General features: G+C 64.0%; 8 protein-coding genes. 3 read left to right on the forward strand and 5 right to left on the reverse strand.

Going from position 1 to position 13,485, the window contains the following annotated elements; genetic code table 11:
- Positions 1-411: 411 nt before the first annotated feature.
- Entirely contained in the window at positions 412-1,074 is a 663-nt protein-coding gene (locus tag ACZ1JC_RS25200; RefSeq protein WP_465148429.1) for a sugar transferase, read from the forward strand.
- 182 nt (positions 1,075-1,256) lie between these two features.
- Here ACZ1JC_RS25200 and glgX read toward each other — a convergent pair whose 3' ends face one another.
- From glgX to ACZ1JC_RS25225, 5 genes are all read right to left on the reverse strand, one after another.
- Entirely contained in the window at positions 1,257-3,074 is a 1,818-nt protein-coding gene (gene glgX, locus ACZ1JC_RS25205; RefSeq protein ID WP_465137558.1) for a glycogen debranching protein GlgX, read from the reverse strand.
- Positions 3,071-4,528 (reverse strand): glycogen synthase GlgA, encoded by a 1,458-nt coding sequence (gene glgA / locus ACZ1JC_RS25210; protein WP_465137557.1) that lies wholly within the window; start codon positions 4,526-4,528, stop codon positions 3,071-3,073. The genes glgX and glgA overlap by 4 nt, the downstream gene beginning before the upstream one ends.
- A 167-nt stretch (positions 4,529-4,695) precedes the next feature.
- Positions 4,696-5,955, reverse strand: coding sequence for a glucose-1-phosphate adenylyltransferase (gene glgC, locus ACZ1JC_RS25215; RefSeq protein ID WP_465137556.1), 1,260 nt, complete (start codon positions 5,953-5,955; stop codon positions 4,696-4,698).
- 50 nt (positions 5,956-6,005) lie between these two features.
- The gene (glgB, locus tag ACZ1JC_RS25220) at positions 6,006-8,180 is read right to left on the reverse strand and encodes a 1,4-alpha-glucan branching protein GlgB (RefSeq protein WP_465138492.1); all 2,175 of its coding nucleotides are present in this window, start codon (positions 8,178-8,180) and stop codon (positions 6,006-6,008) included.
- A gap of 14 nt (positions 8,181-8,194) precedes the next feature.
- A complete protein-coding gene (locus ACZ1JC_RS25225) occupies positions 8,195-10,576 on the reverse strand; it encodes a glycogen/starch/alpha-glucan phosphorylase (RefSeq protein ID WP_465138491.1) in 2,382 nt (793 codons plus the stop codon).
- A 319-nt stretch (positions 10,577-10,895) separates the two neighbouring features.
- Between ACZ1JC_RS25225 and ACZ1JC_RS25230 the strand changes: the two genes are divergently transcribed.
- Together ACZ1JC_RS25230 and ACZ1JC_RS25235 are read left to right on the forward strand one after the other, a co-directional pair.
- Positions 10,896-12,545 carry an alpha-amylase family glycosyl hydrolase gene (locus tag ACZ1JC_RS25230; RefSeq protein WP_465137555.1) on the forward strand — a complete coding sequence of 550 codons (1,650 nt, stop codon included), beginning with the start codon at positions 10,896-10,898 and terminating at the stop codon, positions 12,543-12,545.
- 195 nt (positions 12,546-12,740) lie between these two features.
- On the forward strand, positions 12,741-13,379 hold the full coding sequence (locus ACZ1JC_RS25235; protein ID WP_465137554.1) for a hypothetical protein: 639 nt from the start codon (positions 12,741-12,743) through the stop codon (positions 13,377-13,379).
- Positions 13,380-13,485: the final 106 nt, after the last annotated feature.

A 13,485-nucleotide genomic window follows, 5' to 3' on the forward strand; every position in this document is an offset into this window, starting at 1 on the left:
TCGCAACATGGAAGTATTGATGACCATACAACTTCATTTACGATGACACCATCAAAACAAGTCGGTCGCTTCCCAAAACTGTTTCTTCTTCAGTTGGATGGATCGATGGACGCCATATCTTCCCGAACAGACTTGCCCCTTTCCGAAACACGCAGCACCCGCGGCGCAATTCCCCTGTTGCCGAAGGAATCCGCGCCAGACGAAGCGGTGTGGATCAATGCACTTTCAAGCCGGCCAGCCCCCGCGCCACCACGCAGGGCTCCAACCGACACGGTCGCTACCGGAACCCCGCTCGTCGCGCCGCCGGACCGCGCGCGATCAGGCCGCTTTGGCCACCCGCCGGACGTCACCGACGCGCCCAGAGGGCATATCCCGGCACCGCCGCTGGCACCCTCCGCGGCCGAACGCGCGTTGATCCAGCTGTCGCAGGCCCCCGCTTTCGACGAAACACCGTCTCATGAGCGTCCCTCCCCGATTTGCCGTAGTTTCGACATCATGGGCTCGGCGCTGGCACTGTTGGCGCTTCTGCCGATGATTCTGCTCGTCGCGCTTCTGGTGCGGCTGTCCAGCCGGGGGCCGGTGCTGTTCGTGCAGCAACGCGTCGGGCACGGCGGCCGCCTTTTTCCCTGTTTCAAGTTCCGCAGCATGGTCTGCAACGCACAGGAAGTACTGGAAAGGCTACTGGCGGAATCACAGGATGCGCGTGACGAATGGGCACGCGACCAGAAGCTGCGGCGCGACCCGCGCATCACGGCCGTCGGCCGGTTCCTACGCAAGAGTAGCCTCGACGAGCTGCCGCAACTGTTCAACGTGCTGTTGGGCCATATGAGCATTGTCGGCCCGCGCCCGATCGTGGCGGCGGAGATCGATCGCTATGGCCGGCGCTTCGATGCCTATTGCTCCGTGCGCCCCGGATTGACGGGCCTGTGGCAGGTCAGCGGCCGCAACGAAGTGTCTTACGAGGCCCGCGTTCGCCTTGACGCAAGGTATGCTCAGCGCAAGTCGCTTTACTACGATCTGGCGATCTGCCTCCGTACCGTTCCCGCCGTGCTGGGTTCACGCGGCTGTTATTGAACGGATTTCGAAGAGCGTAAGCCACGATGACAATGTTTGAAGATGACGGAACGCACTCCCGCGCCTTGCTCACCGCCGTCCACCTTGCCCGCAAGTTGCGACTGGCCACGTTGGCGCGGGAAAGCGAGCAACCACGCCAAAAGAGCAAGGCAACCATGGATGCTCGCAAACCCTGCTGACGTTCAGGCGGTTGGCGATCGTACCGTTACGATGACTTGCCGACGCTCGCGATCGATCTGCACCTCCAACGGCGCGGCAGGATCTGAATCGGACCAGCCCAGCCAGTCCTCGCCCAGACGTTCCCAGGCGGCCACGGTCATGCTCTGACCATCGCGAGCGCGCCACGTGCCAAGATCGTCGAAACGCTGGAACCGGATCAGGTTCTTTTCCCGCAATCCGGAAAGCATCGCCACATGGCCTTCCAACTCGCGATCGCGGTGGTCCCAGTCCACCCAGCCGATCGCATTGTCCTGACAATAGGCGTTGTTGTTACCGTGCTGAGTGCGGCCGAATTCATCACCCGCGGTCAGCATGATCGTGCCGGTGGAGGCGAAGAGCGTGCCCAGCATGGCCTTCAGATCGGCCTTGCGCGCGGCGAGGATTTGCGGGTCGTCCGTCGCGCCCTCCACGCCGTGGTTCCAGCTGAAGTTTTCGCCGTGGCCGTCCCGATTGTTCTCGCCATTGGCCCAGTTGTGACGGTTTTCGTAGGACACCGTATCCGCCAGAGTGAAACCGTCATGCGCGGCAAGGAAGTTGACCGAGCGACACGCGGCGCCGGGCTGCACCGGGCCGAACACGTCGGACGATCCCGCCAGACGGGTTGCCAACCTGCCGATGCCCTCATCCCCGCGCCAGAAGCGGCGCACGTCGTCGCGGAAGCGGTCGTTCCATTCCAGCCAGTTCGCCGGGAAATTGCCGAGTTGATAGCCACCGGGGCCGATATCCCACGGCTCGGCAATCATGACGCGGGTGGAAAGCACCGGATCGGCGGTAATCTGCGCAAAGATCGGGGCAGCAGGGTCGAAGCCGGGGCCTCGTGCGAGAACCGGGGCAAGATCGAAGCGGAAGCCGTCTACTCCGCACGCCGTCACGAAGTGCCGCATCGCATCCAGCGCCAGATCGCGCACCGCCAGATTGGCGAAATCGAGCGTATTGCCGCAGCCGGTGTCGTTGATCAGCGTGCCGTCGGGCGCGTGAGCGTAGGCGGCATTGTCCAACCCGCGCAACGAAACCACGCCGCCCTGCACGTCGCTTTCGCCCGTATGGTTGAACACCAGATCGAGCAGCACGCCGATCCCTTCGGCATGGAGCGCCGCCACCGTCGCGCGCAATTCCGCCACGCCGCCAGGGCACAGGCCGGGGTCGAGCGCCATCATCGCCACCGGGTTGTAGCCCCACGCGTTGACTAGGCCGAGCGGCGGCAAGTGCCGTTCATCGATCCACGCCACGATGGGCATCAGTTCGACAGCGGAGACATGCAGCTTCTTCAGGTGCGCGAGGACCGCCGGGTGGGCGAGCGCGGCAACGGTGCCGCGCATCTCGTCGGGCACATCGGGATGCAGCTTCGTGAAGGCGCGGACGTTGATTTCGTAGACCAGTCCGCCCGGCGCGAAATGCGCGGGTTCCGGCAGCACCGGCTCCTGCGGCGCGGGCACCACGGCGCGGGGCACGATGTCGGCAGTATCCTGTCCGAACTCAGCCAGTCGGGGATCCTGCACGAAGCGGCGGTCCAGTTCGATCGCGCGCGGATCGACCAGCAGCTTGGCCGGATCGAACCACAGCCCGCGCGCCGGATCCCATTGCCCGGCAGCACGGTAGCCATAGCGCATCCCGGTCCGGTCGCCCGGCAGTTCCACGGTCCATTCGGGGCCATTGCGGGCCATGGAATGGCGCGTTTCACCGCCGTCGTCGAAGCAGCAGAGCCAGACCATGTCGGCCAGCGGCGACCGCACCGTGAAGCGCGTGCCGTCCGGCCCCATCGCAATGCCCGGAGCGCTCATCCGGCTATCTTGTGGTAAAGCCGCGCGTAAGCCGCGCCGCTGGCTGTCCATGAAAAGTCGGCCTTCATGGCATTGCGTTGCAGCGTGCTCCACGTGGCCTGATCCTGCCATAGCTCCAGCGTGCGGGTCAGCGCGGCGGCCATCGCGTCGTAATGCACGCCGTCGAACTGCACGCCGGTGGCGACGCCCGCCGCCAGCGCGGCCGGGTTGGCGTCGATCACCGTATCGGCCAGTCCGCCAGTGCGCGCCACCACGGGGATGCAGCCATAGGCAAGGCCGTAAAGCTGCGTCAGCCCGCAGGGTTCGAAGCGGGAGGGGATCAGGATCGCGTCGCCGCCGCCCTGCATCCTGTGCGACAGGTCCTCGTCATAGCCAAAGCGCAGGCCGATCCGCCCCGGATGGCGGGCGGCGCCTTCGCGTAGCTGGCGCTCGATGGCGCGGTCTCCGGCGCCCAGCAGTGCCAGCCTGCCGCCGATGCCGGCAAGGTGGTCCAGCACTTCGGGCAGCACGTCCATGCCCTTCTGCCAGGTGAGGCGGCTGACGGCGATGAACAGCGGGCCCTCGTCCTCGTCCAGCCCGAACTCCGCCTCCAGCGCGCGCTTGTTGGCCTTGCGCTTGTCCAGCGTGCGGGCAGTGTAACGGGCGGCGAGTGCCGGGTCCGTCGCGGGGTTCCACAGTTCGGTGTCGATGCCATTGAGAATGCCGCTAACGGCATTTCCCCGCGCGATCACCAGCCCTTCCAAGCCCATGCCGAAGTTCGAGGAGCGGATTTCGCGCGCATAAGTGGGGCTGACGGTGGTGACGGCATCGGCGCAGGCAAGCCCCGCCTTCAACATACCGAGACCGCCGTGGTACTCCACACCGTCCATCGTCCACGCCGCTGTCGGCAGGCCGACGCTGGGGAAGATCTCGGCGCCGAACCAGCCCTGAAACGCCATGTTGTGCACCGTGACCACCGAGGGCACCCGACCATCCTCGCCGCCCAGCGGAGCGAAGCGCAGATAGGCGCAGGCCATCGCCGCCTGCCAGTCATGCGCATGGAGCACGTCATAGCGAACCGGCTTGCCACGGCTGGCGACCACCCCGCCCGCGATATCGGCAGCGGCACGGCCGAAGGCGGAGAAGCGCCGCCAATTGTCGCCCCAGTCGCGCCCGGCTCCATCGGTATAGGGCGCGCCGTCGCGGGTGAAGAGTGTCGGCGCATCGAGCACCAGCAGAGGATAGCCGTCGATCTTTGCCGAGAGCAGCCGCGCTGGCACGCCGAGTAGCGATTCCCACGCATGGACCGCCTTGGCCCGGCCGATCGCCTTCAGCACCGAGGGATAGCCCGGCAGCAGCGTGGTCACTTCCACTCCGCTGGGCGCGAGCGCGGCAGGGAGAGCCCCGGCAACGTCGGCCAATCCGCCAGTCTTGATCAGGGGAACCGCTTCGGATGCGACCGACAGAACCTTCAATTTATTACCCTTTTTCGATGTTTGAAAATCCGCCGCAGGCGGATTTTGGTGGCACCGGCCCTCTCCCCCACCCGTCCACCCATAGGGTACTGTCGTCGGGTGGTCGGGTGGGGGAGAGGGCCGGTGCCGCGCTGAAAATGCGTGTTACGCATTTTCCAAACAGACTCTCACAGTTCCAGCCGCTCGATCATGCGCTTGGTGATCAGGCATACGCCATTGTCGGTGCGGCGAAAACGCTGCCCGTCCAGAACGGGGTCTTCTCCCACCACCAGCCCTTCGGGAATGCGCACGCCGGAATCGATGATCACCCGGCTCAGCCGCGCGTGGCGGCCAATGTTGCAGTAAGGCAGGATCACCGCTTCGTTGACGGACGAGTAACTGCCCATCTTCACCCCCGTGAACAGCAGTGAGCGCCGCGCCAGCGATCCGGAGACGATGCAGTCCTGACTGATCAGCGAGGAGATCGCCTCGCCCCGCCGCCCTTCCTCGTCATGCACGAACTTTGCGGGCGCGGCGACGACGGTGTCGGTCCAGATCGGCCAGTCGCGATCGTACATGTTGAGCTTGGGCACCGTGTCGGTGAGGTCGAGATTGGCGTCGAAATAGGCATCCACGGTGCCGACGTCGCGCCAGTATTCCTCAATCTCTTCCGCCGCGCGGATGCAGGAATTGGTGAAGCGGTGGGCCTGCGCCTTCCCGTGCTTGACGATGTAGGGGATGATGTCGCCCCCGAAATCGCGCTTGGAATCGGGTTCGGCGGCATCGCGGCGGAGTTGTTCGAACAGGAACTCCGTATCGAAGACGTAGATGCCCATGGAGGCCAGGCAATTGTCCGGATCGCCGGGGATCGTCGGCGGATCCTTCGGCTTTTCCAGGAACGAGGTGATCACGTCGTCCTTGTCGACATGCATCACGCCGAACGCGGTCGCCTCCTTCTTGGGGACGACGAGACAGCCCACCGTCACATCCGCGCCGGAATTGACGTGCTGCTGCAGCATCAACTCGTAATCCATCTTGTAGATGTGGTCGCCCGCCAGGATCACCATGTATTTCGGGCTGTAGGAGGCGATGATGTCGATGTTCTGGAACACCGCGTCCGCCGTGCCTTCGTACCACAGCATTTCGGAAATGCGCTGGCTGGCGGGCAGGATGTCGAAGCTTTCGTTGCGTTCCGGCCGCATGAAGTTCCACGCACGGTTCATGTGGCGGATCAGGCTATGCGCCTTGTACTGCGTGGCCACGCCGATGCGGCGGATGCCCGAATTGATCGCGTTGGACAGCGCGAAATCGATGATGCGGCTCATGCCCCCGAAATAGACCGCCGGCTTGGCCCGATTGTCGGTCAGTTCGGCAAGGCGACTGCCCCTTCCCCCCGCGAGCACATAGGCCATAGCGTCGCGTGCAAGCGGCGATCCGGAGGTACGCATCTAAATCTCTCTCCCTTGCAGATCGCGGGCCCGAACAGGAGCCCGCGCGGTCAGTCTTCGAATTCCAGCATGATCGTGGCCAATGGCGGCAGCGTGACCGTGGCATGGCCATCAACCGCCATGACCTGTCCAAGGTTGCCCTTGCCGCTGCCGCCGTAGGCCAGCGCATCGGTGTTCAGCACTTCGTTCCATGTGCCCGCCAGCGGCAGCGGCAGGCGATAGCCAGTCAGCAGAGCCGGGGTCATGTTGGAGATCACCGCGATGGGCTTCGCATCGGGCGCTTTACGCAGCCACGCGAAGACTGAGTTCTCAGCATCGTCGACGACCAGCCATTCGAACGCGTTGCCGTCGCAATCGCCCGCGTGGAGCGCAGGCCGGGCGCGGTAGAGCGCGTTCAGGTCCTTCACCAGATTACGCACGCCTTCGTGCGCCGGGGCTTCGCGCAGTTCCCAATCGAGCGCGCGTTCCTCGCTCCATTCGCGGCGCTGGGCGAATTCCTGGCCCATGAACAGCAGCTTCTTGCCGGGATAGCCCCACATCATCCCGTAATAGGCACGCAAGTTGGCGAACTGCTGCCAATCGTCGCCGCTCATCTTGCCCAGCAGCGAGCCCTTGCCGTGAACCACTTCGTCATGGCTGAGCGGCAGCACGTAGTTCTCGCTGAAGGCGTAAGTCAGGCCGAACGTGATGTCGTTGTGGTGATAGCGGCGATGCACCGGATCGCGGCCCATGTAGCGCAGCGTATCGTGCATGAAGCCCATGTTCCACTTGAAGCCGAAGCCCAGCGAACTTGCGCGCTTCCCGTCATCGACTTCATAGGCGGGCTGGGTAACGCCGGGCCACGCCGTCGATTCCTCGGCAATGGTGATGACGCCCGGATGCTGGCCGTAGAGCGCGCGATTGACGGCGCGCAGGAAGTCCACCGCCTCCCAGTTCTCTCGCCCGCCCTGCGCATTGGGGATCCACTCGCCCTCCTTGCGCGAATAGTCGCGGTAGAGCATCGAGGCGACGGCATCCACGCGCAGCCCGTCGACGTGATAACGGTCCGCCCAAAACAGTGCGTTGTTGACCAGGAAGCTCACCACCTCGCGCCGGCCGAAGTTGTAGATCAGCGTGTTCCAGTCCGGCTGGAATCCCATGCGCGGATCGGCATGTTCGTAAAGCGCCGTACCGTCGAAGCGCACGAGGCCGTGCTGGTCGGTGGGGAAGTGCGCCGGCACCCAATCGAGAATGACGCCGATCCCCGCCCGATGCGCGCCATCGACGAAGCGCGCGAAACCTGCCGGTTCGCCGAAACGCGCGCTGGGCGCATAGAGCCCGGTGGTCTGATATCCCCATGACGGATCGTAGGGATGCTCGCTGATCGGCAGAAACTCGATATGGGTGAAGCCCATCTCCACCACATAGGGGATCAGCCGGTCCGCCAGATCGTCCCAGTTCAGGAACCAGTTCCACCGGTCGCGCTGCCATGATCCGGCGTGCACTTCGTAGATCGAGACCGGCACCTTGCGCGGATCGATGGAAGCCCAGTGCGCGCGGTGCGCCTCGTCCCCCCAGTCCAGCTTGGCCGGATGCGCGGTCATCGAGGCGGTGGCCGGGCGGATTTCCGACATGAAGGCGAAAGGATCGGCCTTCAGCGGCTGCTCCGCACCGTCCGCGCCGATGATGTGGTACTTGTAGGCGCGATAGTCGGCGATATCTGGGATGAAGATCTCCCACACGCCGATATCCTTGCGATCGCGCATGACATGGCGGCGCGGGTCCCAATCGTTGAAATCGCCGACGACGCTGACCAGCCGGGCATTCGGCGCCCATACCGCGAAGTGGACACCGCCCGCGCCCTCATGCGTGATGATGTGGGCGCCCAGCTTGTCGAACAGGCGGAAATGCGTGCCCTGCGCGATCAGCAGATCGTCCAGCGGCCCCAGCACCGGCCCGAAGGTATAGGGGTCGGTCACCAGCCATTGATGATGCCCGTCCGAACAGCGGTAGCGGATCGGCTGCGGTTTGGCGATCAGCCGCCCCTCGAACAGGCCGCGATCGTCCACTTTGCCCAGCACGCCCAGCCGCCGCCCATCCAGGCTGAACGCCTCGACCTCCTCCGCGCCCGGCAGGATGGCGCGCACGAACGTGCCGTCGGGTCCGGGCAATACGCCCAGAAGCGAGAACGGATCGGCATGAACGCCTTGAAGGAGAGCCTCTATCGCACTTTCCGGTGGTTTCAGACTGTCCCTTGGCGTCACAGAACCTTCCAGATCTCTCTCGCATATTCGGCGATCGTCCGGTCGGACGAAAACCACCCGACATTCGCAATATTGCGTATCGTCGCCGCACGCCAGCGTGAAGTATCTTCCCACCAGGCGTCAACCGAACGCTGCGCGGCGGCATAACCGTCGAAGTCGGCCGCGCACATGAACCAGTCGTGGTCATAGATGCCGCCGATCAGATCCTTGTAACGGTTCGGATCGTCGGGCGAGAATACGCCGGAGGAAATTGCCGTCAGCGCCTGACTCAATTCGCGCGAGCATTCGATCACTTCGCGAGGATTGTAGCCATTGGCGCGCTTGTGGGCGACTTCCTCCGCCGTCAGGCCGAAGATCACGATATTGTCGCTGCCGACATGATCGCGGATCTCGACATTGGCGCCATCGAGCGTGCCGATGGTGAGTGCGCCGTTCATCGCGAACTTCATGTTGCCGGTGCCCGATGCTTCCATGCCCGCGGTGGAGATCTGTTCGGACAAGTCCGCCGCCGGGAAGATGCGTTCACCCAGGCTGACGTTGTAGTTGGGCACGAACACCACCTTCAGCAGCCCGCCCACCGAAGGATCGGCATTGACGCGCCGGGCGATGTCGTTCGCCAGTTTGATGATCAGCTTGGCGTTGTGATAGCTCGGCGCCGCCTTGCCCGCGAAGATCTTCACGCGCGGCACCCAGTCCCGCTCCGGATGGCTGCGGATCTGGTCGTAGAGCGCCACCGTCTCGATCAGGTTGAGCAACTGGCGCTTGTATTCGTGGATGCGCTTGATCTGCACGTCGAACAGCGCATCGGGATCGAGCCGCACGCCCATCGTCTTCTTGATGTAGTCCGCCAGCGCCACCTTGTTGGCGCGCTTCACTTCGGCCACGCGCTCGCCCAGTTGCTTGTCGTCAGCATGGGCATTGAGGTCGGACAGCTTTTCCGCGTCATCAAGGAAGCCGTCACCAATGGCATCGCGGATCACGCGGGTCAGGCCCGGATTGCACTGTTGCAACCAGCGGCGCGGGGTGACGCCGTTGGTCTTGTTGTTGATCCGCGTGGGATAGAGGCGGTGGAGATCGGCGAAGACCGTCTCCTTCATCAGTTCCGTGTGCAGCGCGGCCACGCCGTTCACCGAATGCGACCCCACGAAAGCGAGGTTGGCCATGCGCACGCGCCGCTCACCGCCCTCGTCGATCAGCGAGATTGCCGCGATCTGCGCATCGTCGCAGCCCGCCTTGCGCGCCTCGCGCAGCACGCGGCTGTTGATCGCGTAGATGATCTGCATGTGGCGCGGCAGCATCCGCTCGAACAGCGGCAGCGGCCAGGATTCCAGCGCCTCAGGCAACAGGGTGTGGTTGGTGTAGGACACCGTCTGGCGGCAGATATCCCACGCCTCGTTGAACTCAAGCCCCAGCGTATCGACCAGCAGCCGCATCAGTTCGGCCACCGCGACCGAGGGGTGCGTGTCGTTCAGCTGGATCGCCACCTTTTCGGGCAAAGTGCGGATATCGCCTTCGTACTGGACGTGGCGGCGCACGATGTCTTGGATCGAGGCGGCGGTGAAGAAATACTCCTGCCGCAGCCGCAGTTCCTGCCCTGCGGGGCTGGAATCGGCGGGGTAGAGCACGCGCACGAGGCTATCCGCCCGCACCTGCTCCGCCAGCGCGCCGAAGTGGTCGCCGGCGTTGAAGGCATCCAGCTTGATCGGGTCGAGCGGGCTGGCCGTCCACAGCCGCAGCGTGTTCACGCGCTTGCCGCGCCAGCCGACGATCGGAGTGTCGATGGCCGTCGCCTCGACCTGCTCGGCCGGGTGCCAGAACACGCCCTCACCCTCTGCCACCACTTCGCCGCCAAAGCCGATGCGGTAGGTGCTTTCCACCCGCTCGAACTCCCACGGGTTGCCGTGGGCCAGCCATGTCTCGGGCAGTTCGACCTGCCAGCCATCGTCGACGCGCTGGCGGAACATGCCGTTCTTGTAGCGGATGCCATAGCCGTAAGCCGGGATATCCAGCGTGGCGAGGCTCTCCATGAAACACGCGGCCAGACGGCCGAGCCCGCCGTTGCCCAGCGCCGCATCGGGCTCAAGCTCCTCCAGTGCGGCAAGGTCCAGACCGTGCGCGGCCAGCGCCTTCTCGAACTCGCGCGTCATGCCCATGTTCGAAAGCGCATCGCGCAGCAGGCGACCGATCAGGAACTCCATCGAAAGGTAATAGACCCGCTTGCCGCCGGTATCGTACGTGCGGCGCGTGGATTCGAACCAGCTGTCGATGATCTTGTCGCGCAGCGCGTAGATCGAGGCGGTGTACCAGTCGTACTGCTTGGCGGCGCGCTCATCCTTGCCGACGCGGTTGCGCAGCACGCGAACGATGTGCTGATCCATTTCGGACGGGGTTTGCACGGACGCCAGCGGCCCCGTATCGGAGACGGAACCGGAAGTGTCTGACACAGGATCGGTAGCCACGGGCACACTCCTGAACGGGCCGACCGCCGGACAAAAAATCGTCCAACGGCAGCAGTTTACGTCATCATCGGGATACTTCGCGGCGGAAGCATCCCTATCCCTTCCCGACTTCCTCCCCCCATGGCTAGCACAGCGTTGCAGAGCGGCAAGAGCCATTGTGCGCTGCCGCAAAAAATTCGCCAGCCCGTCCCGCCGATGCTATACCGGCATGCTCCGCCAACCTTCGCGAAAGGTGCGCATGACCCTGGACCATACCCCTGCGGATACCCCTCTGGGCGAGCCTGCCGAAACATCGCTGGACTCGCCGGCCCGCCCATGGTGGCAAGGCGCGGCGATCTACCAGATCTATCCCCGCAGCTTTCAGGACAGCGATGGAGACGGCGTGGGCGATCTGGCCGGGATCACGCGCCGGCTGGACTATGTGGCAGCGCTGGGCGTCGATGCGATCTGGATATCGCCCTTCTTCACATCCCCGATGCGCGATTTCGGCTATGACGTGGCCGATTACTGCGGGATTGATCCGGTGTTCGGCACCATGGCGGACTTCGACGCGCTGGTCGCCCGCGCGCACGAACTGGGCCTGAAAGTGCTGATCGATCAGGTCTACGCACACACCTCCGACCGCCACGCATGGTTCGCGGAAAGCCGCCAGAATCGCGATAATCCGAAGGCTGACTGGTACGTCTGGCACGATCCCAACGAAGACGGCACCCCGCCCAACAACTGGCAATCGGTGTTCGGCGGCCCCGCCTGGACCTGGGACGCGCGGCGGCGGCAATACTACATGCACACGTTCCTGAAGGAACAGCCGCAGCTCAACATGCACAATCTGGAAGTGCAGGACGCGATCATGGGCGTCGCCCGTTTCTGGCTGGAACGCGGCGTGGACGGCTTCCGGCTAGACGCGCTGAACCACGCGATGCACGATCCCGAACTGCGCGACAATCCGCCCGCGCCGGAAGACGGCCGCACGCGCAGCCGGCCGTTCGACTATCAGATCAAGAAGTACAGCCAGTCCCACCCCGGCATGGTCGCCGTGGTCGAAAAGCTGCGCGCGGTCTGCGACGCGTTTCCCGCCATCCACACCGTGGCCGAGATCGGCGGCGACCACCCGCAGGCCGACCGCCGCGCCTATACGGCGGGCGACCACCGGCTGAACAGCGCCTATGGCTTCGACTTTCTCTATGCCCCGGCCCTGACCGCCGGGTTCGTCGCGGACGTGCTGCAGCGCTGGGAACTCCAGCCCGGAGAGACGGGAGGTTGGCCAAGCTGGGCCTTCGAGAACCACGACGCCCCCCGCGCCGTCTCCCGCTGGTCCGCCCCCGAAGACCGTGCCGCCTTCGCCCGCGTGAAGATGGCCCTGCTCACGGCGCTGCGCGGCAATGTGATCGTCTATCAGGGCGAGGAACTGGGGCTGGTGCAGGACGACATCCCCTACGAGCAGCTTCAGGATCCGGAGGCAATTGCCAACTGGCCGCTCACCCTCTCTCGCGACGGCGTGCGCACGCCCTTCCCGTGGGACGCCGTGCCGCTGGGCGGTTTCACCACCGGCGCCCCGTGGCTGCCGATGTCGCACGAGAACCTGTCGCGCGCGGCGGGCGCGCAGGAGGCGGACAGCACTTCGCTGCTGCACTTCACCCGCCACGTCCTTTCACTGCGTAAAGCGATCCCCGCGCTGCACCACGGCAGCCTCATCGATTGCAAGGCGGAGGGCGCGTTCCTCACTTTCGAACGCGACGCCGGCACCGCGCGCGTGCGCTGCCTGTTCAACCTCTCTCCCGAGCCCATCGACCTTGATGAGCCCGCCGAGGGCATGGTGATCCTATCCGTGAACGACGCCGATCATGAGCGTTTGCCCGGCTATGGCGCGCTGTGGCTGGGGGTTTAGGGGACATCAGGCAGTTCGGCGCTAACGAGCGAATTCGATCGGATTTCCAAGCTGCAAGCAGACTGTCCGCTGACGCCAACGTAGCGGACGTCTAATCCTCGCTCTCGCAGCGCTCACAGCAGACATATCCTGAGCTTAAGGCGATAGTTAGAACCTCCTAGTTACGGTGCGAGTTTCGGCGACTACGAGGCCAAAATGACTGGATTGGGCGGATATTTTGGAAAAGCGCTGACAACAGTTGTCGCACTTTGGGTGTTCGCGAATCCTTCAGCTAAGGCGCAGACTGTGTTGGAGCCAGCATCGATCACACAAGCTGTGGAGACACCGGAGAATATTTGTATCGCGATTGCTCTATTCCACGGGACAATTACAGTTGGTCATGGGGCACGGCGAATAGCAATTAGGCTTGGAGGGGGCGCTTGCGAACCGCCGGGGTCTGGTATCTCGGACCTCTGGGCAAATTATCCGTCAAGCGATGGTTTTGGAGACGTCGTGAGCGCGAATAATTGCCCTGCCTATCGGGCAAAGATCGATGAACTTTGGTCTGCAAAGCCGCATCATGTACGTTCGCGCCATAAGTCGCGGCAAGTGCAGGTCGGTCGTTTTGCGATTCAAGATACGCACGATTTGTTCGACCTGACGAGCAATAAGGGCCGCCAAGCTGCTGCCCAGTGGATACGCGAAACGCTGGCGGTGGTGCGGCCGTGTTGGAATAAGATTAGACAGGATCAAACGCTGTATGTGGTCAACGACCTCTATGAGCGGCTGTCCATGCAGCCCCCGGCGGCGCCCGTGCTCCCCGAAAGTTTAGGGCGTGCGTCCAATAGTGATTAGTTGGCGCCTGTTGGGTAAGCCGCCACTTTGAAGCTGGCTGCCCGTTTCCCCGACTTCCACACAATCATCCCCGGCGCCCTGATCCCAACAAACCCGTTGATCCGTC

The sequence above is a fragment of the Sphingomonas sp. BL-S-28 genome (assembly GCF_055521515.1).

Coding starts and splice junctions, on each gene's coding strand:
- ACZ1JC_RS25235 (WP_465137554.1), top strand. CDS start 12,741: ATGACTGGATTGGGCGGATATTTTGGAAAAGCGCTGACAACAGTTGTC.
- glgX (WP_465137558.1), bottom strand. CDS start 3,074: ATGAGCGCTCCGGGCATTGCGATGGGGCCGGACGGCACGCGCTTCACG.
- ACZ1JC_RS25230 (WP_465137555.1), top strand. CDS start 10,896: ATGACCCTGGACCATACCCCTGCGGATACCCCTCTGGGCGAGCCTGCC.
- glgC (WP_465137556.1), bottom strand. CDS start 5,955: ATGCGTACCTCCGGATCGCCGCTTGCACGCGACGCTATGGCCTATGTG.
- ACZ1JC_RS25225 (WP_465138491.1), bottom strand. CDS start 10,576: ATGGATCAGCACATCGTTCGCGTGCTGCGCAACCGCGTCGGCAAGGAT.